The organism is Noviherbaspirillum pedocola, from assembly GCF_016632335.1.
Classification (GTDB): domain Bacteria; phylum Pseudomonadota; class Gammaproteobacteria; order Burkholderiales; family Burkholderiaceae_D; genus Noviherbaspirillum_A; species Noviherbaspirillum_A pedocola.
Genome location: NZ_JAEPBG010000008.1, coordinates 113,153 through 135,200, shown reverse-complemented (window position 1 = coordinate 135,200; position 22,048 = coordinate 113,153). Strand labels below are relative to the sequence as shown.

Below are 22,048 nucleotides of genomic sequence, written 5' to 3'. Positions count from 1 at the left end.
CCATGTTTTCGCGCATTGTTGTGTGCGCCGCATCGGTGTCGATGGCGGCCCTGGTCTCAGCGCAGACGCCTGCATTCGACACGTCGCCCATCGAAAAGGCGATCGGCATGAAAGGAAGCTATAACGCCGCCGAGCATGTCTACAAGGTCTCCAAGCCACGCGCCGATCTGGCCAGCGTGGATGGATGGAAGCTTCCGCCATTTCTCGGCACAAGCTCTTACGCCGCTTTCACATCGATGGGAAACAGTCGGGTGATGGTGATGGGCGACAACGTGCTCTACGAGGATGAAGTCGCGCCGGCGATGCAGGCTGCCCTGGAAAACGGCCTGGAAGTCACAGCGCTGCACAACCATTTCTTCTTCGAGCAGCCACGTCTGTACTTCATGCATATCAGCGGCATGGGGGATGCCGGCAAGATGGCCGCGGCGGTCAGGAAGGTGCTCGATGCGCCGGACGGGGTGCGTTCGGGCCAGGCCGCTCCCGCGACAAGGTACGCAATGCCTCCGGTGCCGGCGGAAAGCCGCATCAGCGGCGCTCCCCTTGAAAGCATTTTCGGCAAGAAGGGCGAAGCCAATAATGGAATGTTCAAGGTGTCCTTCGGCCGCCCGGTGAAGATGCATGGCGTCACCGCGGGCGATGCCATGGGCGTCAACACCTGGGCCGGGTTCGCCGGAACGGATGAGCAGGCCCTGGTCGATGGCGACTTCGCCGTGCTGGAGAAGGAACTGCAGCCCGTGCTGAAATTGCTGAGCGGCGCCGGCATTCATATCGTGGCGATACACCAGCACATGACAGGGGAAGAGCCCCGGCTGATATTCCTGCATTACTGGGGGCAGGGCAAGGCGCAGGACCTCGCCAAAGCGGTGCGGGGCGCGATCGACCTGACATCAACGAAGACGGCATCCAGATAGCTGACGCGAAAACTTGCCCGGACCTGGCGCATCGTCCTGCGATGCCGCCATCGTTCCGGGGGCTGTCATCTGACGAGAACGGTTCGGCGGATGGATACGAAAGCAATTTTCTGCTTCGCCATGCTGAGTGCCGTTGCGGCCACGCCGGCGCACGCATTGCGGCCCTTCGATGGGACAGATGCCGACGTTGCCGCGCCGGGCATCATGGAACTGGAGTTCGGCTACGCCGGCTATTTGCGCGAAGGCTCGCAGACATCCGTGATCGCTCCGGCAGCGGTGTTCAACCTTGGCCTGGAACACGAGAGCGAACTCGTGGTGGAAGGCCGTGTGCGCAACCGCATCCATCCGGAAGCGGGCATGCCGCGCACAAGCCTGCAGGACGCGGCAATATCGCTCAAGCAGGTTCACCGTCCCGGCGCCATGCAGGATGCCGCCGGTCCAAGCATCGCAAGCGAATGCGGCATCCTGCTGCCAACGTTTGCCGGCGAGCGCACTGGCGCGGTCTGTACCGGCATTCTTTCCCAGCGCTGGGGTGCAACGGCGGTCCACTTCAACGCCGCGCTGGCGAAGAATCGGGAAGGCGACTGGGAGAGGTCCCTGGACGCCATCGTGGTTGGCCCGCGCTTCGGCCTTGCCCGACCCGTATTTGAAATGTTCGCCAGCCGGGATGCCGCTGGCGGATACACGAATGCTGCGCTGGCGGGCGTGGTTTGGACCGTTAGCGACAAGCTCTCCTTCGACTTCGGCTTGCGCAAGGCGCACTCGGATGCATACGGCATCACCGAGCTTCGCTTTGGCCTGACTTGGAGCATTCCCTTGCATCACTAGAGATTTCACTGGAGCCTGAAATGGCAACTTCTCTTTTGGCCCTTTCGCGGCGCGTCATTTGCGCCATCCTTGGCATGCTGATGCTCATGGCCGCGGCGCCGCTACCCTCCCGCAGTGCCGAGCCAGGGCATATCGCGTTGCAGCAGGTGCAGGACTATCCGCTTCCGGGCAGAGCCACGCGCTGGGATTACATGAGCCTGGACGCGAGCCGAAACCGCCTCTTCATTGCGCATCTCGGAGACAGCGCCGTGGTCGTGATCGATACGAAGGACAAGTCCGTGGTCGGCACCATTGCCGGCGTCAGCGATGTGCACGGCGTGCTCGTCATCCCGGAACTCGGGCGCGCATACGCCAGCGCCACGGGAAGCAACGAGGTCGTCGCCATCGATACAGCGTCGTTGCAGATCATCGCGCGCATGCCGGCAGGGAAGTATCCGGATGGTTTGGCCTATGCGCCCGACATGCACAAGCTCTATGTATCGGATGAGTACGGCAAGGCCGAGACCGTCATCGATGTGCGCTCGAACAGGCGCGTGAAGACGATTCCGCTTGGCGGCGAGGCTGGCAACACTCAATACGACCCGGTATCGCGGCACATCTTCGTGAACGTGCAGACCAGCGCCGAGCTGATCGAGATCGATCCGGCCACAGACTCCGTCATGCAGCGGATACGCCTGCCCGGTGCAGCGGGCAATCATGGCCTGCTCATCGAACCTTTCCTTCGGCTGGCATTCATCGCATGCGAAGGCAATGGCAAGCTGCTGGTCCTGGACCTGCGAACAAAGAAGCCAAGGCAAGCGCTTGATGTCGGCGGTAGTCCGGACGTGCTGGCATACGACCCGGGCCTGGGGATGCTGTATGTGGCTACTGAAGCCGGAATCCTCTACCGTTTCAGGGTGGGCCCTAACGAAGTGGTCAAGGCCGACGAAGTGCGAGTCGGTTCGAATGCGCATACGGTGGCCGTGAACCCGGATACGCATGAAGTCTTCCTGCCCTTGAAGCAGAAGGGCAAGCAGCCTGTGCTGCGCGTGATGCGGCCAAAGCCATGAATGCGGATGTATCGGCAGGCGCGCCTGACGGACAGGCCGGCGCTCGGAAAACTGCGCCGGCTCTCCCATTGGCCGGCGGCCTATCGATAACGCGCTTCCTGCAAATCGATTTCCCTGACCAGCTTGCGCGAAGTCTGATCCGAGATGCGACCCAGCCGCGCGAGATTGAAGATCGCCTGGCGCTCGGCCAGCAGGCCGGCCACGCGCAGCGCCTTTTCCGCTTCGTCGGCCTGCCGCATCTGCTGCGCGCCGCCGGCCTCGCCTGCGCGATCGAGCCGACGCTGGTATAGCGCGATCACTCGCGAGGCTGCATTGGCATACAGATCGGCCTCCTCGGCCTGGTGTGTCAAGCCAAGCTGCGCGCGCTCGACCGCCGCGACCGCAGCCAGCGCCGCGTCGCGTCGGGCCAGGTCCTCCTCGCGCGTCTCGGCGCTTTCCTCGGGGAAGTCCATGCCGCGCAATAGCCGCGGCAGCGCCACGCTGGCCAGAATCAGCGACAGCAGGATCACCGAGGCGGCCAGGAAGATCGCCAGATCGCGCGCAGGGAAGGGCGTGCCGTCCGGCAGCAGCAGCGGCAATGTCGACACGCCGGCCAGCGTGATGGCGCCGCGCACGCCGGCCACCGACATGGCCAACACCAGACGCCGCGGCGGCTTGATCACCGTTTCGCCGCGGCGTCCCGCCAGGTACATCGTCATGCGCAGCGAGGCCCACACCCAGACCAGGCGCAGCAGCACCAGGCCGCCGGTCAGCACCAGCGCATAGGCCGCCAGCCACCACGGGTTCACATGACCGCTTTGTTCCACGGTATCGGCCGCGTCGCGCAAGATGCTCGGCAACTGCTCGCCGAGCAGCACGAACATGATGCCGTTGAGCGAGAACTGCATCGTGTCCCACACCGCGGCGCGTTGCAGGCGCGTGGCCGCCAGCGCCCGGCCGCCTATCTCGACATAGCTCATCGTGATGCCGGCCGCCACCGCGGCGAGGATGCCCGACGCGTGCAGCTCTTCGGCCACCAGGTAGGCGCCGAAGGGCGTGAGCAGATTCACCAGGATCGAAGAGCCGCTTTCCTCGCCGACATGGCGCGCCAGCCAGCGCTGCGCCGACGAGATCGCGAAAGTCACCAGCGCGCCGGTCACCATGCCGGCCGCCGCCAGCCACAGGAAGGTGACCGAGGCCGAAGCCAGCGAAAAGCTGCCGGTCAACGCCGCGGCCACCGCGAAACGGAAGCACACCAGGCCGGTGGCATCGTTGAGCAGCGATTCGCCCTCGAGGATGTGCATCATGCGCGCCGGGATGGGCGCGCGCGCCGCGATCGACGACACCGCCACCGGGTCGGTCGGCGAAATGATCGCCGCCAGCGCGAAAGCTACCGGCAGCGGCATGGATGGGATCAGCCAGTGGATCAGCAAGCCCATGCCGACCACGGTGAACAGCACCAGCGCCAGCGCCAGTTCGATGATGATGGCCTTGTCGCGGAACAGCCCGTCCTTGGGAATGCGCCAGCCGTCGAGGAACAGCAGCGGCGGCAGAAACAGCAGGAAGAAAAATTCCGGCTCGAGCCGCACACCGTGGCTGGAGATGCCGGCAATGATCGCGCCCAGGGCGATCTGCACCAGCGGCAACGGCAGCGAAAGCGGCAGGGCGCGCACCAGGTAGCCGCTGGCCACCACGGCCAGCAACATGGACAGGACAATTTCGATGGAATCCATTCCTCTTTCAGCGGTAAGGCGCAAGGCGTTATTGGGCTGACATTGTCCCATGATGCACGCCCGGCATTGGTTAGTCGGCGCAAGGAGGATAAGGACCAGGCGGCCGTTGGGCGTGGCATTGAAGCGCGAATCGCCGGAACCTTGCACGCTGGTGCGCGTCAGAAACAGCGAGCGGTCGCTCGGACCAGCAGCCTTGGCGCCTCTGCCACCTTCAACAAGTCATTCCTCCCCTGGGGCGCAAGCAGCGCTGCCGTTCCGGCGCCTTGGCTATAATTCCCGCCTTCTTTCGATTGGACCCGATCATGTCTCTTGCCAAGCACCAGCTCGAATTGCTCGCACCGGCCCGCAGCGCCGACATCGGCCGCGAAGCGATCCTGCATGGCGCCGACGCGGTATATATCGGCGGCCCGGCTTTCGGCGCGCGGCACAATGCCAGCAATTCGCTGGAAGACATTGCTGGCCTGGTGGCATTCGCGCATCGCTATCACGCCCGCATCTTCGTCACGCTCAACACCATCCTGCACGACGCCGAGCTGGAAGCCGCGCGCCGCCAGGTCTGGCAACTGTATGAGGCGGGCGTGGACGCGCTGATCGTGCAGGACATGGCGCTGCTGGAAATGGATATCCCGCCGATCCAGTTGCATGCCAGCACCCAGTGCGACATCCGCAGCGTGGAAAAGGCCCGCTTTCTCGGCGCGGCCGGCTTCTCGCAGCTGGTGCTGGCGCGCGAGCTGTCGGTTGCGCAGATCCGCGACATCGTGGCGGCGGTCGACACGCCGCTCGAATACTTCATCCACGGCGCGCTGTGCGTGGCTTTTTCCGGGCAGTGCTATATCTCGCATGCCGACACCGGCCGCAGCGCCAACCGCGGCGATTGTTCGCAGGCCTGCCGCCTGCCGTACACGCTCACCGATGCCAAAGGCGGCGTGGTCGCCTATGAAAAGCACCTGCTGTCGATGAAGGACAACGACCAGAGCCGCAATCTCGAAGCCTTGATCGACGCTGGCATCCGCTCGTTCAAGATTGAGGGGCGCTATAAGGATGCCGGCTATGTGAAGAACATCACCGGCCATTACCGGCTGCTGCTGGATGAGATTCTCGAGCGCCGGCCCGAATTCAAGCGCGCCTCCAGCGGCCGCACCCGATTGCTGTTCACGCCGGACGTGGACAAGAACTTCAACCGTGGCCACACCGATTACTTCGCGCAGGGCCGGCAGGACGATATCGGCGCCTTCGATTCGCCGAAGTATCTCGGCGTGGAACTCGGCAGCGTGCTGCGGCTCGGCGCCGATCACTTCGATCTGCTCTCGCAGGAGGCGCTGGCCAATGGCGACGGCCTCAACTTCATGCGCAAGCGCGACAGCGCCGGCATACAGGCCAACCGGGTGCAGAAGCTGGACGAGGATGCGGATGGCCAGCGCTGGCGGGTGTTTCCGAACGAGCCTATGGCCAGCCTCGTCGGCCTGAAACCCGGCGTGACCATTCATCGCAACCGCGATCATCAGTGGGAAGCGGCGTTGAACCGCAAGTCGTCCGAGCGGCGCGTGGGCATCGCGCTGACCTTGTCGGGGCATGACGATGGCTTGCGGCTGACGATCCGGGATGAGGACGGCATCGTCAGCACGACTGACATGGCGATGACACTCGAGCCGGCGCAGCAGCCGGTCCAGGCCGAAGCGTCGCTGCGCGCCAGCCTCGGCAAGCTCGGCAACACGATGTTCGAAGCCGATGCCATCGAGCTGCAACTATCGTCGATTCCCTTCGTACCGGCCGCGGCCATCAACAGCCTGCGCCGCGACGCGATCGCCGCGCAGGAAGCCGCGCGCATGCAAGCCTGGGTGCGTCCGTCGCGCAAGCCGGAAACCGTGCCGGCGCCGGTCTATCCGGACACGCAGCTGAGCTATCTCGCCAATGTCTACAACGCCAAGGCGCGCGCCTTCTATCAGCGGCACGGCGTGCAGCTGATCGATGCGGCCTACGAGGCGCACGAGGAAGCGGGCGAGGTGTCGCTGATGATCACCAAGCACTGCCTGCGCTTTTCCTTCAACCTGTGCCCGAAGCAGGCCAAGGGCGTGCAGGGTGTGCAGGGGCAGGTGAAGGCCGAACCGATGACCCTGGTCAGCGGCAATGAGCGCTACACGCTGCGCTTCGATTGCAAGGCTTGCGAAATGCACGTGGTCGGCGCGATGAAACCAAACATCCTGCAATCGCCGCCGCCGTCGGCGGTGCCGTACAGCCCGGTGGTGTTTCATCGGCGGCGTCCAGGAGCCTGAGACGGAACTGCTTGTGGTGCTGGTTGAGGTTTGCGCCCACCAACCGCCTGTTATTCACGCATGAATAACAGGCGGTTGGTGCGGCAAGTTTTGCGGTCGCAGTGGCATGGACTTGCAGCTACAAGCCAATACCGAAATTCGCGCTACCGCTGAACTGCAAGCAGGTAATGGAAGTTGGGACCACCAGTCGTGTTTCCTGCATTCGTTTGAATCACAATGGCGTGCCTGGTCACTCCATTGACGCCGTACTTGAATACCTGTCCGGAATAACCGCCCTTGTATTTGCTATTTACATTGATGCCGTTGATCAGTGCGCCACCAAAATTCTTCTCGGGATTAAGCATGTCGAAAACCTGGTTTTTCGGAATGCTTTCATTGGAGGTGGACATGATCAGTGAGCCATCTGTATTGATTTGCAGAGTTTCCATTTTTCCCTGCTCAAGGATCGAGCAATCAAACAGATCGTAAGTTGTTCCATTCAAGTCATCGATAAATCCATCTTTTACCCGTTCCAGTGAACTGGATACGAACACCTGGGTTTTTTCGGCTTCGGTAGCGGCACCGGTATTGCAGCCCATCAGAATATCGCCATTGAATTTGTATGCGCCTGTCAGGAATGGCCCCGTCCATTTGACGGTGGCATATCCATCGTTGGTGCTGACAAGTTCATTTACGCCCAACACCGGAAACTGAATGGATCCCTGCTTGCTTGTTGAATTGAAGTTGACAGTCGCGCTCACAGAGGAAACTGAAAAGCTCTTGTCATACATGGCGGTGGTGTTTTGCTGGTACTGACTGTATTTGATCGTGCCAGTGGCTTCAGCAGTGGAAATGGTAGAGCCTGAGCCCGCTGTCGTGGCTGAATAAGCGCTTGGATCACTCCCGCCACCACCGCCGCCGCCGCAGGCAGCCAGGGACAAGGGAAGAATGGCAACTGCAAGTGCTTTATGCATGAATTCCTCAAATAGGTAGTCAGAAGGTAAAAAGGACGGATCCATACAGACCTCCTCCATGTTCTACCAATACTAATTATTGAGAAATGGAACATCCATAGAACATATGTTCTATGAAGATTCAGGGCGGCGAGAGCGTTCACCAACGCTGCCTTGTTTGACGAGCTCGCTTTTTTCAATTTTTTCGATAGAATTTGCCGCCTCTGACTTCAAATTCATGTGGTAGATGTTTGACGAGCTCGGTTGCCTTGGGCGGATGTGGCGCTACCGAGCGAACGGGAATCTTGAAAGGTGGGCGAAGCTTTTTGTCGGAATCGCAATATGGATGATCATATGCCTGTTGCGCCAGCAGATTACTGGCTATGTGCTGAGCTTGTTTCCATCCAGTGCTCATTTTTGTGCCGCCATTTCGTTTTGACCGTCTTTTAAATGGGGTTCGAGGAATTGCATGCCTTTAGATCAATGTGGAGGACAAACTGCCACCCCAGGAAATGATTTATCCATAACGCGTGGTTTCTTGTTGGTTGATCGAAATGAAATAAATCTGATATCTCGTTACCGCGCGAAAGAGGAATCGAATAACGAAATTGGTATCCATCAAGCATGTAATTGCATTGCGATAGAAGCTGATTTTCCTGCTGCAGATAAATATCGACCAGTGCTCATGCAAGCCGTGAGAGCAATATTCAGGTCGGATTCAGTAAATTTTGATTACCAAGGTGATATGGCTGTCGCATGAAAAGGCGTGAAGCAGCCCGATTCGGTAGATCGCTCCGTTTGCCATCACGCGCGCCGTCATTGACGCGGCAAATCGTTTCTCCGAACATGGCGGCATGCCTTCACTTTCCGCTCTTCTTCCCTGGCTGTTCGTCGCCGGCCTGGCGCTGCTGCTGCAGCATTTCCTTGGCGCGCTCGCATGGGCTGCGCTTCTTGCCATCATTACCTGGCCGCTGCACCAGGGCCTGCAGCGGCGCGGTTGGCCGCGCGCCGTCGCCGCGGCAGCACTGGTGCTGGCGCTGGTCATGGCTTTCGTGGCGCCATCCATCTTTCTCTTCAATACGCTGTCGGCCGAGCTGTCATCGGTCGAACGCATCCTGGCCCGGCTCAATGCCACCGGGGTGCCGGCGCCCGAATGGCTGACGCGACTGCCCTTGGTCGCCAAGCCGGTGCTGGCCTGGTGGCAGGAGCATCTCGCGGTGCCCGGTGGCCTGAATGCGCAACTGCAGAGCATTGCCGGCGGCCTGGCGCCGCACCTGACCTCCACCGTGGGCACACTGGGGCCCACCATCCTTGCCAATGCGCTCTACCTGTTCCTGGCGCTGCTGACCCTGTTCGTGCTTTTCGTCGAAGGGCCAGCGGTGATCCGCTATGTCGATCGCGCCGGCATGCGCGTCTCCGCCGAGTACTACCCGGTGCTGCGGCGCCTGCTGCCGCTGTCTGTGCGCGGCACTGCGCTCGGTTTGTGTTCGGTCGCGCTGCTCGAAGGCGTGGTGCTGGGCATTGCTTACATGGTGGCCGGCGCGCCCGCGCCCGCGCTGCTGGGCGTGGTAACCGGTTATATGGCGCTGATTCCGGGCGGCGCGCCGCTGTCCTTCACCGTGGTGTCGCTGTTCCTGCTCGGCAGCGGCAATCCGGGCCCGGCACTCGGCCTGTTCTGCTGGGGTTGCTTCGAGCTGTTCCTGGTGGACAAGTTCGTGCGTCCGAAACTCATCGGACATCGAGTCGACCTGCCTTTCCTCGCGGTGCTGTTCGGCCTGCTCGGCGGTGTCTCGACCATCGGCGTGCTCGGCCTGTTCGTCGGCCCATTCCTGATGGCGGTGCTGTTCTGGTGGCTGCGCGGCGGCAAGGTCGAGGCGGTGATCGAAACCCGTGAAGATGAAATGACGGTGTAATCGTCCGCGGACGGCCGGGCTTGAGGCCGCCGCAACGATGGCTTCGGAAGCCATCCCCATCCGAAAAACGCCGGGCTTTCAGCGCATGCCCTGCAGGATCTTCAAGCCGATCCGGTCGGCCAGATCGAGCACGACATCATAGGCATCGGTATCGGCCAGCAAGCTGCGCGGCGGGCTGATCCGTTGCAGGCTCCCGGCGGCAATGCGGTCGCCGAAAAGCATGGCGGCGCGCGCCGTATCGTCCTGCCGCGAGATCCATGACAATCCCTGGGCAGCAGGGCATAGCCGATGAATGGCGCTGGCCCATAGACGCGTGGCGGGATAGGCATTCTTTTCGGTATCGATCAATTGTTTGCGCGTCACGCCCATCTTCCGCAGGGCCACGCTGGCCAGGTCGACCAATGCGAGTTCGCGTTCGACCCGAATGGTGGAATGCACCTGGCCGGCCAGCTTGCCCTTGTCCATGCTCTTGAACCCGGCGCTGTGCGGCACGTCGTGAAATACCGTTTCCATCAGAGCGCACACCATCGTCGTGCCGCCATACAAAGTCGGGATCGGCTTGCCCTGTTCATCCGTGATCGGACTGAAACGCGCGTTGCCGCTCACGCCGGGATTGAACGCGTCCGCTCGGTATCTGTCGAGGTGAACACGGTGCAGCACTGCGCCTTTGGCGAGGGAAGTGAACGTAATTTGAAGCTGGCCTGGAGGAGCGGGCGTGTCGGACAGAGATCCATCGGAAGACGGCATTTTCCCGCTGGCGACCGATCTACCCATGGGCGATTTCCTGCACCTCATCCATGGCTGCCTCGATCACGCGCTCGGGCGCCGAAGCCAGCAGGTCCTGCGGCTTGCTGCCGCCGAGAAAGCTATTGTCCGAGAAGAACCAGTAGGCCATGCCCCAGCTGTCCTTGCGGCCGGCAAAGATCTCGATAACCTTTGCCAGGGCTTTGATCGGCCGGAAACCGGCATCGCGATCCAGACCGTAGCTCGGGAAGTAATCAACGCCGCCATGATGGATGGCGAAGATCCAGCCCTGCTTCTTCCATTTGTTGGGCTGGGCGCTGGGATTGCGGGTGCTTAATCCCGCCAGCTGCGCGATATCCGCAGCGCTCAACCAGTCGCCGCTCGCCAGCACAGCCTTGCGCGCCCCGATCAGCATGGCGGCTTCCTTCAGCAAGCGGGGCGAGGGCGGCTGACGCGGCACCAGCACCTCGGCCAGGCGCTCCAGGGATTCCCGGTCATGGCGCTCGATCAATACTTCGACCAGCGACGAAGCCACGTTGGCAAAATTTTCCGCCAGGGCGTTGAAGACTTTTGGCTGGATATGATCGAAGGTCACCGCCAGCACGCGCTCGGCGTCGGATTGTTGCAGGCGTGCCCGCACTTCCTTCGGCGTGCCGGTCAGCGTGGAGACCTCGGGATGATCAGTGATGAGGTTCATGTTGCGACCCCTCGGGTTATTAAAGTTATCGGATATTAGCACGTGTTTCATAACCCACCCGCTTGCTGCTTCCTGGCCGACGCCAGACACCTGCATCCGAAGATCCCGCCGCATCCTGTTTCAGCGCATCGTGCGCCGCGACGCCCCGCCTTACAATGGCGCCTCTTGCCGACTTTGCATGCCGCCCTCGCCGCGGCGCATACCGATTACGGAAGGACCAGGCTGACATGACGAACCGCTTCTTCAATCTCTACACCCATCAATTCGCGCGCGTGGCTGTCGGCGTGCCGCGCATCAAGGTGGCCGACCCGGTTTTCAACGCGGAGCAAACCATCGCGTTGGCGCGCGACGCCGCGCAGCAGGGCGCGGTGCTGGCGCTCTTTCCTGAGCTGGGCCTGTCCGCCTATACCTGCGACGACCTGTTCCACCAGGGCGCGCTGCTCGAAGCCTGCGAGGCGGCGCTGGCCACGGTGCTGGCCGCGTCGCGCACGCTGCCACTGACCCTGGTCGTCGGCATGCCGCTACGGGTGTCGCATCAGCTCTTCAACTGCGCGGTGGTGCTGTCCAACGGCCGCATCCATGGCGTGGTGCCGAAGACCTATCTGCCGAATTACGGCGAATTCTATGAAGCGCGCCAGTTCAGTTCCGGCGACTGCGCCGTGGTCAACGAGATCCGCCTGCTCGGCCAGGGCGTGCCTTTCGGCGCGCAGCTATTGTTCGAATTGGCTGACATGCCGCTGTTCCGCTTTCATGTGGAGATCTGCGAAGACCTGTGGACGCCAATACCGCCATCCTCGTATGCGGCGCTGGCCGGCGCCACGGTGCTGCTGAACCTGTCGGCTTCCAACATCGTGGTGGGCAAGTCGGGATACCGGCACCAACTGGTGTCGCAGCAATCGGCGCGCTGCCAGGCGGCTTATCTGTACACCTCGGCCGGCAAGGGCGAATCCTCGACCGACCTGGCCTGGGACGGCCAGGCGCTGATCTGCGAGAACGGTTCGCTCCTGGCCGAATCGCAGCGCTTCCTCGACGACTCGCACATCATTTATGCCGACGTCGACTTGGGCAAGCTGTCGCAGGAGCGCATGCGCCAGGGCACGTTCGGGCAATCGGTGCGGCGTCATGCAAGCGCGGTGGAATCCTTCCGCGTGATCCGCTACAACGCCGAGCTGCCGCTGGAACGCGAGCTGCCGCTGGCACGCACCATCGAGCGCTTTCCCTATGTGCCGGCCGACAGCAGGCGGCGCGACGAACGCTGCAACGAGGTCTACAACATCCAGGTGCAGGCGCTGGTGCAGCGCCTGTCCGCGACCGGCATTTCCAAGCTCGTCATCGGCATCTCCGGCGGCCTGGATTCGACGCATGCGCTGCTGGTCTGCGCGAAAGCCATGGACCGGCTCGGCCTGCCGCGTTCCAACATCCTCGCCTACACGATGCCGGGCTTCGCCACCAGCGAGCGCACGCTGCAGCAGGCGCGGCGGCTGATGGAAGCCATAGGCTGCACCGCATCCGAGATCGACATCCGTCCGAGCTGCATGCAGATGCTGAAAGACCTCGGCCATCCGTATGCGGAAGGGCAGAAGGAATACGACGTCACCTTCGAGAATGTGCAGGCGGGCGAGCGCACCAGCCACCTGTTCCGCCTCGCGAATCATCAGGGCGGCATCGTCATTGGCACCGGTGACTTGTCCGAGCTGGCGCTGGGCTGGTGCACCTACGGCGTGGGCGACCAGATGTCGCATTACAACGTGAACGCCAGCGTGCCGAAGACCCTGATCACCCACCTGGTGCGCTGGGTTGCCGACACCGCGCAGCTCGGCGGCGCTGGCTCGGATGTGCTGATCGACATCCTCAACACCGACATCAGTCCCGAGCTGGTGCCGGGCGAATCGGCCGACAGTCCGGGCCAGAAGACCGAATCTTTCATCGGCCCTTACGAGCTGCAGGACTTCAATCTGTTCTACACGCTGCGCTACGGCTACAAGCCGTCGAAGATTGCCTTCCTCGAATACTCGGCATGGAAGGATCGCAATGACGGACCCTGGCCCGAGGAAGCGCATGTCGTGCGCAACGAGTACGACCTGCCGGCGATCAAGAAGAATCTCGCGATCTTCCTCGACCGCTTCTTCCGCACCAGCCAGTTCAAGCGCAGCTGCATGCCGAATGGCCCGAAGGTCGGTTCGGGCGGCTCGCTGTCGCCGCGCGGCGACTGGCGCGCGCCTTCGGATTCGGAGTCGGTGGTGTGGCTGAAGGATCTGGAGAACATTCCCGAGGCTTGAGCGCTGCGCCGCGGCAGTGGTTAGTCACGCCGCGGCCAGCGCCGCATCCTTTCTCAGGTAATGGCGCGCATAGCGCTGCTCCAGCCGGGTCATCGACAGCATCAGGAACAGGTCGGCGCAATGGAAGTCGGGATCCCATGCCGGCTCGCCGCAGATCCAGGCGCCGCTCTTCAGATAACCCCGGATCAGCGGCGGCACCAGCGGCTCGATGCCCGGCTCTTCCTGATGCAGCGGAAAGGCCAGGCGCGGCGCGACCCGGTATTCCGGCGGCGCCATGTGTTCGCGTGCGAGCCCGTGATAGACCGCGGCCGCGTTGCGCCCGCCATCGGCCAGCGACAGGCTGCCACAACCGATCAGGTAATCACAGCCTTCGCGCTTCATCAGCGCCGCCAGCGCGCCCCACAGCAAGGCCAGCACGGCGCCGCCGCGGTACGCGGGATGGATGCAGGCGCGGCCGGCTTCCATCATGCGGCCGCGCAGATGCTCCAGGCGCGACAGATCGAATTCCTGCTCCGAATATAGACGGCCGTGCCGCGCCGCATTGCGCGGGGATAGCGCACGATAGGTGCCGACCACCTTCAGCGTTCTGGTGTCGCGCACGATCAGGTGATCGCATGCCGCGTCATAGTCATCGCGATCCAGACCATCCGGATTGGCCAGCGACGACAGGCCCATCGCATCGATGAACACCTGGTAGCGCAGGCGCTGTACTTCGCGCACCTCTTCGGGAGTTGAGGCGATGCTGACTGCAAGCTTGTTGAAGGCGACGCTGGAATCGGAAGCGATCGTGATCTGACGCATGGCATGGTCGGGCTGTGAAAAATGCCGCCATGGTAGGGAGCGATTGCTGCAGGGCAGTGACAGCCTGGTGACGAGCCGATGACGCGCGGCCGGCATCGGCTTGTCAGGGCAAATACGCTCTAAGCTTCGTGTCCCGGCTTCGTGCCTTTGAAGCTGTACCACGGAAACGCCGCCTTCAGCGACTGCACCTCGCCCGCGCCGGCGCTGTCGTAACCGGGCAGATCCGCAATCGCTTCCTTCCAACCCTCGCGTCGCAGCAGCTCCATCAGGCGTTTCACCGCAGGCTGCTCCAGCGACTCCTTCAGGCAGGCCAGGTAATACTGCTCGCGCATCATCGGAATGAAATTCAGCCCGTAAGCCGCGGCCGCGGCGCGGATGCCGAAGCCGACATCGGCGCCGTTCGATGCCACCGCGGCAGCTACTGCCAGGTGCGTGGCTTCCATGCGCTCATAGCCATTCACCGCCGAAGGCGCGATGCCGGCGCGCTCAAGCATCTGGTCGATCTCGATGCGGGTGCCCGAGCCGTTCTGGCGGTTGACGAAGCGTACTTTCGCACGCTTGAGATCATCGACGCTCGAGATGCGCAGCGGATTCCCGGGCGCGACCATCAGGCCCTGCTCACGCCCGACGAAGCTGATCAGCTTGTGCAGGCCGGGCTTGAGCAAGCGCTTGAAGGTGCGTTGCGTCAGGCTGCCCGGCGCGCGGTCTTCGCCGACATGCAGGCCGGCCATCATGCACTCGCCGCGCGACAGCGCATTCAATGCATCGGTGCTGCCGCAAAAGCGCATGTCCAGATGCAGCCCGCCTTCCTTCGCGGTGAAGTCCTTCAGGCGCGTCAAGGCGATGTCATGGCTCGCATACAGCGACAGGACATGCACGCCCGGATCGAAGGCCAGCGCGAACTCCCTTTCCATCTCGGCCACGAGATTGGCTACCAGCGGCTGCGCCCGCGCCCGAGCCCGCTCTTCGGCATACAGCAGCTTTTCGCCGAAGAGCGACAGCCGCGCGCGCTTGCCGCGATTCCACAGCAGCAGCTCCTGACCGAGCTCGTCTTCCCACTTCTTCAGCGCGCCCCACACATGGCGGTAGGACAGCTCGAGTTCGCGCGCTGCTTCACCGACCGAGCCCGAGCGGTGCACTGCCGACAGGATTGCGAACAGCGGGTTGTCGAGCTGGCGCTTGGCGCCAGGCTGTGCATCGAAAGCGTAGGCCAGCCTGATGTGCAACATATGAAAATCGGTTCCTATTGGAGGGATGACAAAGGCTGCGTACCATAGCACGGCCTTCGGTCTGGCAGAGCCTTCAGGCCGGCAATTCCTCAATCATCGGAGACCCTCCCACCATGCTGCAAGCCGTAAAGAGAATGTCCGCGTTGCTGCTCGTCCTGGCGGCCGCGCTGCCGGCGCATGCCACGGACATCCTGAAGATGTCCACCACCACCAGCACCGAGAACTCGGGCCTGCTGGAATACCTGCTGCCGGTATATGAGAAGAAGACCGACACGAAGATACAGGTGATCTCGGTGGGCACCGGCAAGGCGCTGGAGCTGGCCAAGAATGGCGACGTCGATGTGACGCTTGTGCATGCGCGTCCGTCAGAAGACAAGTTCGTCGCCGCCGGCTACGGCGTGAACCGCCGCGACGTGATGTACAACGACTTCATCATCGCCGGCCCCGAATCGGACCCGGCCGGCATCCGCGGCAGCCATGACGTGCTGGCCGCGTTGAAGAAGATTGTCGATTCCCATGCGAAGTTCATCTCGCGCGGCGACAACTCCGGGACCGACCAGATGGAAAAGAACTACTGGAAGGAGATCGGCACGAAGCCCGAAGGCGCGAACTATGTGTCCGCCGGCCTCGGCATGGGCGAGGTGCTGAACATGGCCGCCGAGATGAAGGCCTATACCCTCACGGATCGCGCCACCTATGCCGCCTACAAGGCCAAGACGGGTCTGGCCATTGCGGTCGAAGGCGATCCGAAGATGTTCAACCCGTATGGCGTGATTGCCGTGAACCCGGAAAAGCATCCGGGTGTGAACTACAAGGGCGCGATGCAGTTCGTCGAATGGATCACTTCGCCGGAAGGCCAGGCGCGCATCGCCTCCTTCAAGATCAACGGGCAGCAAATGTTCTTCCCGTCCTATAAGGCGACGAAGTAGACCGCAACGCATCGCACTATGCCTCCATGCAGACCCGCGCCGCCATCAGGCCGCGCGGGTCTGCGTTTGTGCCGGCCGTCTATAATGCCGGGCTCAACGAACACGCCGAACACGCGGCATCTCCATGCAAGCCCTACAGATCCACGCCGGACCGGCGGCCCTGAAGCATCTGCGCGAGCATGGCTTGCGTCCCGAGCATGTGCACATGATTCCCGGCGCGGCCGGCGGCCCCAAGGGACTGGCGCTCAATCCGCTGGACCGCTTCCTGTTCGGGCACTGGCTGCCGCAAAGCGACCACATCGTGCACCTCGCGGGCGCATCGATCGGCGCCTGGCGCCTGGCCACCGCCTGCATGCCGGATGCGGATGCCGCGCTGGCCGAGATGGCACGCAACTACATCCACGAATCCTTTGAAGATGCCGCCGGCGGACCGCCGACGCCGGGCCATGTCAGCCAGGTCTTCGCCAGGCAGCTCGATAGCGACTTCGGCGGCCGCGAGCACCTGGTGCTCGGTCATCCGCGCTACCGGCTGCATGTCTTCACCAGCCGCGGCGTGCATCCGCTGCTGCGCCGCGAACAGCAGCGCCTGCGCACCGCGCTTGGCTATCTCGGCGCCTTCACCGCCAATCTGCTGAGCCGGCGCGCGATGGCGAAGTGGCTCGAGCGCGTGGTGTTTTCCGATCCGCGCGATCCCTTGCCGCTGCCGGGCCAGGATTACCGCACCCACCGCGTCGCGCTCGATGCGGCGAACCTGCGTCCCGCGATCCTAGCCAGCTGCTCGATTCCTTTCTGGTTGCGCGCGGTGCATGACATTCCGGGCGCGCCGCCCGGCGCCTACTGGGATGGCGGCATCACTGATTACCATCTGCATCTTGAATATGCGTCGCTGCCCACACGCAGTCACGACGGCATCGAACAACCCGGACCCCTGGTGCTGTATCCGCATTTCCAGTCCTCCATCGTTCCCGGCTGGCTCGACAAGGGCTTGCGCGGCCGCCATCGCGCCACGCCGGCGTTATCCAACGTCGTGCTGCTGTCACCAAACCCGGAATGGGTGCGCACGCTGCCGCGGGGCAAGCTGCCCGACCGCCAGGACTTCAAGGCCTATGGCCGCGACCATGCGGCGCGCATGGCGCATTGGACGCAGGCGGTGGCGGAGAGCCAGCGCTTGGCGGATGAGTTCGAAGCGCTGACGGCAAAGGGTGGGGCGGTAGAGGCATTGCCGCTGGTTTGAGCGCTCGCTGGAGTCCCACGGTATTGCGCGTTCGGCGCTGCGGAAGATGAGCATGCTCACGCCATCATGAATGCAGCTTGTAACGGCCACCGGAACCGCTATTCTTAGTCTTCCGGTAGCGGATGCCCGATATCTTGCCCGGCACACTCCATCGCATGCACGATGGCAATTCTCTACATACCGTTGCGCAGCCACATGAATCCCCGTAAAGGGAACTGATTTGCCGTAGCGTTCGCCTCCCTTCGAGTTCGCCGCTCTTGCCCTATGGCGAGAGCGCAAACGGGGATGCCGCGACATTTCACGCCAAACTGCATTTGCGCACTTTTCCAGACAGGTCCCGGAGACCGGCAAGGATGACTTCAATCCACGATGAGATCAGGCTACGTCTTGGTCTCGTGCCCAATTTTTTTCGCCTCGCGCCGCAAAGCCCGGACACCGCCATGACGCTGTGGCAATCCGCCTGCTCCAACTATCTTGATAACCCGCTGCCTTCGTTATTCAAGGAACGCTTGTTCGTGTGGCTATCGCGCTTTTGCGAAGTTCGTTACTGCATCGCGCGTCATTTGGCCTACATGATCGGCCTCGGCCGTATCGCCGGGGACGCCAGTTGTCAGCCACAGTCGATCGAGGACATGATGCGCTTGCTGCAGCGACCTGTGCCGCGCAACGAAGCATTGCGTGCGCATGTCAGCTATTGCGCAGGCCTGCGTCCAGACTCTGCCTGCATGCCGGTTCCCGATTCGAAGGATGAACAATCCATTTTTGCCTGCGCCACGCATGTGTTCTTGCGCTCGTCGAGCCAATCCGAATGCCTGGATGCGCTTCACCGCGCGCTTGGCGCCACCCGGCTGGAGTACCTGTTGCTGCTGCTGAATTTCGTGCATGCAGAACACGACTGGTCCATGGCGCATCCGGGACTGGTTTTTGATGACGACGTCATCCAATTACTGACTACGCACCGGGCATTGAGCCGATGTCTGCTCGACGATCCCGAAGTCGGTGCAGGCAGGACCGATCAGTCGCATCTCGCAGAACTCTCATCCCAGTGCGAGGAAAAGCGGAAGACGATACGCGAGAGCGAAGGGCGGCTTGCGCAGGAACTGCACAACAGCCGGTTGCTGCACGACATCAGCAACGAACTGATATGCGAGCAGGACATCACGGCGCTACACCACAAGCTCGTCGAAGCCGCGTCGAGCCTCATGCGCTCGCCATGCGCCAGCATGCAGGAATTGTTCACGAATCCGAATGGCGTGGGCGAACTGAAGCTGCTCTCTCATAAAGGTTTCATTCCCGAGGCAGCCGCATTCTGGGACCGGGTGCACATCGACTCGGGAAGCAGTTGCGGCGTCGCGCTGGCCAGCGGGAAACGCATCGTCGTGCCCGACGTCGAACGATGCGAGTTCATGGCTGGCACCGAAGACCTGCACATCTACCTTGAGACGGGCATCCACTCGGTGCAGACCACGCCGCTCTTTTCCCGTGGCGGCACGCTGGTGGGCGCGATCTCCACGCACTGGCACACGCCCCACATGCCCTCCGACCACGAACTGGAACTGTTCGATATCCTGGCGCGCCAGGCGGCTGACCTGATCGAGCGCACCAAGGCGGAAGATGCGCTGCGCTCCAGCGAAGCCCGTTGTCGCCGGGCCTTGCAACCGCAGAATATCGGCGTCATTTTCTTCGATACCGAAGGCAGGATCACCGAAGCCAACGATGCCTTTCTATCGATGAGCGGTTACTCGCGTGAAGAGTTGACGGCACATGGGATGCACTGGAACCAGATGACGCCGCCGGAATGGAAGGAAACCACCGAACACGCGATGCAGGAACTCTGGACCAGGGGCTCCAGCATGCCTTACGAGAAAGAGTATGTCCGCAAGGATGGATCACGCTGGTGGGCCTTGCTGGGCGCGACGCAGCTTTCCGAAAGCGAAGGCGTGAAATTCATCATCGACATCACAAAACGAAAGCAGGCGGAACAGGCGCTCAGGAATGCGGATCAGCGCAAGGATGAATTCCTGGCGACGCTGGCGCATGAACTGCGCAATCCGCTCGCGCCGATCAGCAATGCGATGCACCTGCTGCGCAGACCCGACGGGCGGCGTACTGCCGACAAACTGATGGAGATCGTCGACAGGCAGGTGCGCCAGATAGTGCATCTGGTCGATGACCTGCTCGACATTTCGCGCATTACGAACGGCAAGATCGCGTTGAAAAAGACACCGGTAGCGCTGTCCGATGTCGTGCGCAATGCCGTCGACACCAGCGGGCCCTTGATCGAGCAGGCCGGGCACAGGCTGAGCATGCTGTTGCCTGCCGACGAGATCGTCCTGGAAGCGGACGCCTTGCGTCTGACGCAGGTGCTGACCAATCTGCTGAGCAACGCGGCCAAGTACACAAACCATAGCGGACATATCTGGTTGACGGCGGCGCAGGCCGACGATCGGGTGTCGATCACGGTGCGTGATGACGGTATTGGCATCCCCCAGGACCAGTTGACATGGATTTTCGATCCGTTCGCTCAGGCACATCGCGACACCTTCCGCAGTCAGGGCGGCCTGGGCATCGGCCTGTGCATGGTCCGCCGCCTGGTCGAGATGCATGGAGGCACGGTGGAAGCGCACAGTGACGGGCCGGGGCGGGGCAGCGAATTCGTTGTGCACCTTCCACTGGCGGATGGTGACATGGCTGCATGAAGCCGTTTCCACAAGTTAACATGGTCACAAGCTCATGCGCGGTACACCCGCCAGCACGCTTCGATGCGCAGGTTCGGGTGAAATGCAAAGGCCGCTTGCTTGAGCGGCCTTTTTTCTGTCTCACCGGCTTGCCGGCTTCTCAGTTGGGCATCACCACTGTGTCGATGACGTGGATGACGCCGTTATCCGCGGCGATATCGGTTTTTGCGACATGCGCATTGTTCACCATGACCTTTCCACCGTTCACGCTGACTTTGAGCGGGCTGCCTTCAACCGTCTTGACAGCGCCCGGCTTGACGTCCGCCGCCATGACCTTGCCCGGCACGACGTGGTAGGTCAGCACCTTGGTCAGGGCTGCCTTGTCCTTCAGCAGCGCGTTGAGCTTCTCCGGCGGAATCTTGGCGAATGCTTCGTCGGTCGGGGCGAAGACGGTAAACGGGCCCGGTCCTTTCAGGGTGTCTACCAGTCCGGCTGCCTGCACTGCGGTCACCAGGGTGTTGAAGGAACCGGCCGATTTGGCGGTGTCCACGATGTCCGCAGCCTGTGCGGCACCGAAAGCGAAGGCGATCGAAGCGCCCAAGAGAAAACGTTTCATTGCTGGCTCCTGTAATTCGAAGGATGAACCGCCGCGCCTTGCGGAGCGGCGGGGATGTCGCCGAGGTGGCTCAAGCTCCTTGAACCGGGCGTGGCGCAAATTTATGACGCTACCGGTTCATTGTCCATGGTTTGTTTCGATATAATCGGCGCTTGTTCGGTTCATATACGGGTCACAACATGGATAAGCAAAACGCGATGCAGCGCGGTGATACTGCCGCCGAACCGGGCCGGGCCGCTTACAAGAGCGGCGTGGCGGCGCGGCTGGCGGGACTGTCAGCGGAAACGCTGCGCGTCTGGGAGCGCCGCTATCAGTTGTCGGACACGAAGCGGTCGTCGAGCGGACAGCGCCTGTATTCGCCGGAACAGGTACGTCGGCTCAGCCTGCTCAAGCAGCTGGTGGATCAGGGGCATGCCATCGGCGTCCTGGCAAATCTGCCGATCGAGCAGTTGCAGGAACTGGCCGGAGTGCGCGTCAACGAGCGGTCGCTGGCGGGCCCCATCCGCGTCGTCGTGGTCGGTGAAAGCTTGGCCAGGCGCATTGCGTCAGGCGGGCGCGAAGGTCTCGAGATTGCCGTGCAGTGCAGTTGCCCGCGCCTGGAAACGGCTGCGACGCTGACGCAGGATGCGGACGTGGAGGTCCTGCTGATCGAGCAATCCGAGCTCAACGAAAGCGCGCTGCCGCTGATAGCCGCAGCGCGCGCGGCCTGCGCTGCCACTGCCGTTGTCGTCCTTTACCGGTTCTGCGCCAGTGCAACCATCCGCGCCTTGCGCACGCAGGGCTGTCTCGTTGCACGCATTCCGGCGGAACTCGGCGAGCTCGTGCTGCTGTGCCGCTCAGCCTTGTCCGGGGAAAGGCTTGCGCCGCTGGACCGGCCCGATGTGCCAGCGGTGCGCTTTGACGAAGAGGCGCTGTCCGTGATCACGGCCGCCGGCAGCAGCCTGGACTGCGAATGCCCGCGTCATCTTGCGGATCTGTTGTCCATGGTTGGCAGCTTCGAGCGCTACAGCGCCCAGTGTGCGAACCGCAATGCGGACGATGCGCAGTTGCATCAGGAGTTGCAGCACGCCGCCGGCCGCGCCCGCGCCATCCTGGAAGCGGCCATGGAACGGCTAATGCGTGCCGAGGGCATACCCTTGCCGCGGCAATCACGGCAGCCTTGACTCGGCGTGATGATCACGCCCGAACTTATCCATGCGCGGCAGGGTCTGAGTAGGTCTTCC

General features: G+C 62.4%; 18 protein-coding genes. 11 read left to right on the top strand and 7 right to left on the bottom strand.

The genetic code is table 11. The features are described 5' to 3' along the window. Nucleotides 1-2 precede the first annotated feature (2 nt). The 3 genes from JJB74_RS18555 (at nt 3) to JJB74_RS18545 (ending at nt 2,788) form a co-directional block, all read left to right on the top strand. A complete protein-coding gene (locus JJB74_RS18555) occupies nt 3-911 on the top strand; it encodes a DUF1259 domain-containing protein (RefSeq protein ID WP_200594251.1) in 909 nt (302 codons plus the stop codon). Between the two features lie 90 nt (nt 912-1,001). Continuing rightward, on the top strand, nt 1,002-1,739 hold the full coding sequence (locus tag JJB74_RS18550) for a hypothetical protein (protein WP_200594249.1): 738 nt from the start codon (nt 1,002-1,004) through the stop codon (nt 1,737-1,739). Nucleotides 1,740-1,759: 20 nt separating this feature from the next. Further along, nucleotides 1,760-2,788, top strand: coding sequence for a YncE family protein (locus JJB74_RS18545; RefSeq protein ID WP_200594247.1), 1,029 nt, complete (start codon nt 1,760-1,762; stop codon nt 2,786-2,788). An 80-nt stretch (nt 2,789-2,868) separates the two neighbouring features. Here JJB74_RS18545 and JJB74_RS18540 read toward each other — a convergent pair whose 3' ends face one another. Further along, nucleotides 2,869-4,500, bottom strand: a complete 1,632-nt coding sequence (locus JJB74_RS18540; RefSeq protein WP_200594246.1) for a Na+/H+ antiporter — start codon at nt 4,498-4,500, stop codon at nt 2,869-2,871. A gap of 302 nt (nt 4,501-4,802) precedes the next feature. Here JJB74_RS18540 and JJB74_RS18535 point away from each other — a divergent pair, with 302 nt between their 5' ends. Then, nucleotides 4,803-6,773: a peptidase U32 family protein gene (locus JJB74_RS18535; protein WP_200594244.1), complete on the top strand. Its 1,971-nt coding sequence runs from the start codon at nt 4,803-4,805 to the stop codon at nt 6,771-6,773. A 143-nt stretch (nt 6,774-6,916) separates the two neighbouring features. On the opposite strand, the gene JJB74_RS18530 is transcribed toward JJB74_RS18535, so the two are convergent. Next, nucleotides 6,917-7,771 (bottom strand): hypothetical protein, encoded by an 855-nt coding sequence (locus JJB74_RS18530; protein WP_200594242.1) that lies wholly within the window; start codon nt 7,769-7,771, stop codon nt 6,917-6,919. A 403-nt stretch (nt 7,772-8,174) separates the two neighbouring features. On the opposite strand from JJB74_RS18530, the gene JJB74_RS18525 reads away from it, so the two are divergent. Beyond that, nucleotides 8,175-8,465 (top strand): hypothetical protein, encoded by a 291-nt coding sequence (locus JJB74_RS18525; RefSeq protein ID WP_200594240.1) that lies wholly within the window; start codon nt 8,175-8,177, stop codon nt 8,463-8,465. A 94-nt stretch (nt 8,466-8,559) separates the two neighbouring features. Further along, nucleotides 8,560-9,618, top strand: a complete 1,059-nt coding sequence (locus JJB74_RS18520; protein ID WP_200594238.1) for an AI-2E family transporter — start codon at nt 8,560-8,562, stop codon at nt 9,616-9,618. 78 nt (nt 9,619-9,696) lie between these two features. Here JJB74_RS18520 and JJB74_RS18515 read toward each other — a convergent pair whose 3' ends face one another. Both JJB74_RS18515 and JJB74_RS18510 read right to left on the bottom strand, forming a co-directional pair. Further along, nucleotides 9,697-10,392, bottom strand: a complete 696-nt coding sequence (locus tag JJB74_RS18515; protein ID WP_200594236.1) for an RES family NAD+ phosphorylase — start codon at nt 10,390-10,392, stop codon at nt 9,697-9,699. Next, nucleotides 10,385-11,173 (bottom strand): hypothetical protein, encoded by a 789-nt coding sequence (locus tag JJB74_RS18510; protein ID WP_234484282.1) that lies wholly within the window; start codon nt 11,171-11,173, stop codon nt 10,385-10,387. Before JJB74_RS18510 ends, JJB74_RS18515 begins: the two co-directional genes overlap by 8 nt. Before the next feature lie 113 nt (nt 11,174-11,286). Here JJB74_RS18510 and JJB74_RS18505 point away from each other — a divergent pair, with 113 nt between their 5' ends. After that, complete coding sequence (locus JJB74_RS18505) at nt 11,287-13,338, top strand: NAD(+) synthase (RefSeq protein ID WP_200594234.1); 2,052 nt, start codon at nt 11,287-11,289, stop codon at nt 13,336-13,338. A 24-nt stretch (nt 13,339-13,362) separates the two neighbouring features. Here JJB74_RS18505 and JJB74_RS18500 read toward each other — a convergent pair whose 3' ends face one another. Together JJB74_RS18500 and JJB74_RS18495 are read right to left on the bottom strand one after the other, a co-directional pair. Then, nucleotides 13,363-14,139, bottom strand: coding sequence for a GNAT family N-acetyltransferase (locus JJB74_RS18500; protein WP_200594232.1), 777 nt, complete (start codon nt 14,137-14,139; stop codon nt 13,363-13,365). Nucleotides 14,140-14,258: 119 nt separating this feature from the next. Beyond that, on the bottom strand, nt 14,259-15,368 hold the full coding sequence (locus JJB74_RS18495) for a substrate-binding domain-containing protein (protein ID WP_200594230.1): 1,110 nt from the start codon (nt 15,366-15,368) through the stop codon (nt 14,259-14,261). A gap of 134 nt (nt 15,369-15,502) precedes the next feature. Between JJB74_RS18495 and JJB74_RS18490 the strand changes: the two genes are divergently transcribed. The 3 genes from JJB74_RS18490 (at nt 15,503) to JJB74_RS18480 (ending at nt 20,230) form a co-directional block, all read left to right on the top strand. After that, complete coding sequence (locus JJB74_RS18490) at nt 15,503-16,297, top strand: extracellular solute-binding protein (protein WP_234484299.1); 795 nt, start codon at nt 15,503-15,505, stop codon at nt 16,295-16,297. Nucleotides 16,298-16,421: 124 nt separating this feature from the next. After that, nucleotides 16,422-17,531 (top strand): patatin-like phospholipase family protein, encoded by a 1,110-nt coding sequence (locus JJB74_RS18485; RefSeq protein WP_200594226.1) that lies wholly within the window; start codon nt 16,422-16,424, stop codon nt 17,529-17,531. A 353-nt stretch (nt 17,532-17,884) separates the two neighbouring features. Further along, nucleotides 17,885-20,230 carry a sensor histidine kinase gene (locus JJB74_RS18480; RefSeq protein WP_200594224.1) on the top strand — a complete coding sequence of 782 codons (2,346 nt, stop codon included), beginning with the start codon at nt 17,885-17,887 and terminating at the stop codon, nt 20,228-20,230. A gap of 139 nt (nt 20,231-20,369) precedes the next feature. On the opposite strand, the gene JJB74_RS18475 is transcribed toward JJB74_RS18480, so the two are convergent. Continuing rightward, entirely contained in the window at nt 20,370-20,825 is a 456-nt protein-coding gene (locus JJB74_RS18475) for a fasciclin domain-containing protein (protein ID WP_200594222.1), read from the bottom strand. 179 nt (nt 20,826-21,004) lie between these two features. On the opposite strand from JJB74_RS18475, the gene JJB74_RS18470 reads away from it, so the two are divergent. After that, nucleotides 21,005-21,988, top strand: a complete 984-nt coding sequence (locus JJB74_RS18470) for a MerR family transcriptional regulator (protein WP_234484281.1) — start codon at nt 21,005-21,007, stop codon at nt 21,986-21,988. The last annotated feature ends 60 nt before the right edge of the window (nt 21,989-22,048 follow it).

Excerpts from the sequence above, each read along its gene's own strand:
- JJB74_RS18555 (WP_200594251.1), top strand. The coding sequence starts at position 3 with ATGTTTTCGCGCATTGTTGTGTGCGCCGCATCGGTGTCGATGGCGGCC.
- JJB74_RS18550 (WP_200594249.1), top strand. The coding sequence starts at position 1,002 with ATGGATACGAAAGCAATTTTCTGCTTCGCCATGCTGAGTGCCGTTGCG.
- JJB74_RS18545 (WP_200594247.1), top strand. The coding sequence starts at position 1,760 with ATGGCAACTTCTCTTTTGGCCCTTTCGCGGCGCGTCATTTGCGCCATC.
- JJB74_RS18540 (WP_200594246.1), bottom strand. The coding sequence starts at position 4,500 with ATGGATTCCATCGAAATTGTCCTGTCCATGTTGCTGGCCGTGGTGGCC.
- JJB74_RS18535 (WP_200594244.1), top strand. The coding sequence starts at position 4,803 with ATGTCTCTTGCCAAGCACCAGCTCGAATTGCTCGCACCGGCCCGCAGC.
- JJB74_RS18530 (WP_200594242.1), bottom strand. The coding sequence starts at position 7,771 with ATGGATCCGTCCTTTTTACCTTCTGACTACCTATTTGAGGAATTCATG.
- JJB74_RS18525 (WP_200594240.1), top strand. The coding sequence starts at position 8,175 with ATGCCTTTAGATCAATGTGGAGGACAAACTGCCACCCCAGGAAATGAT.
- JJB74_RS18520 (WP_200594238.1), top strand. The coding sequence starts at position 8,560 with ATGCCTTCACTTTCCGCTCTTCTTCCCTGGCTGTTCGTCGCCGGCCTG.
- JJB74_RS18515 (WP_200594236.1), bottom strand. The coding sequence starts at position 10,392 with ATGGGTAGATCGGTCGCCAGCGGGAAAATGCCGTCTTCCGATGGATCT.
- JJB74_RS18510 (WP_234484282.1), bottom strand. The coding sequence starts at position 11,173 with ATGCGGCGGGATCTTCGGATGCAGGTGTCTGGCGTCGGCCAGGAAGCA.
- JJB74_RS18505 (WP_200594234.1), top strand. The coding sequence starts at position 11,287 with ATGACGAACCGCTTCTTCAATCTCTACACCCATCAATTCGCGCGCGTG.
- JJB74_RS18500 (WP_200594232.1), bottom strand. The coding sequence starts at position 14,139 with ATGCGTCAGATCACGATCGCTTCCGATTCCAGCGTCGCCTTCAACAAG.
- JJB74_RS18495 (WP_200594230.1), bottom strand. The coding sequence starts at position 15,368 with ATGTTGCACATCAGGCTGGCCTACGCTTTCGATGCACAGCCTGGCGCC.
- JJB74_RS18490 (WP_234484299.1), top strand. The coding sequence starts at position 15,503 with ATGTCCGCGTTGCTGCTCGTCCTGGCGGCCGCGCTGCCGGCGCATGCC.
- JJB74_RS18485 (WP_200594226.1), top strand. The coding sequence starts at position 16,422 with ATGCAAGCCCTACAGATCCACGCCGGACCGGCGGCCCTGAAGCATCTG.
- JJB74_RS18480 (WP_200594224.1), top strand. The coding sequence starts at position 17,885 with ATGACTTCAATCCACGATGAGATCAGGCTACGTCTTGGTCTCGTGCCC.
- JJB74_RS18475 (WP_200594222.1), bottom strand. The coding sequence starts at position 20,825 with ATGAAACGTTTTCTCTTGGGCGCTTCGATCGCCTTCGCTTTCGGTGCC.
- JJB74_RS18470 (WP_234484281.1), top strand. The coding sequence starts at position 21,005 with ATGGATAAGCAAAACGCGATGCAGCGCGGTGATACTGCCGCCGAACCG.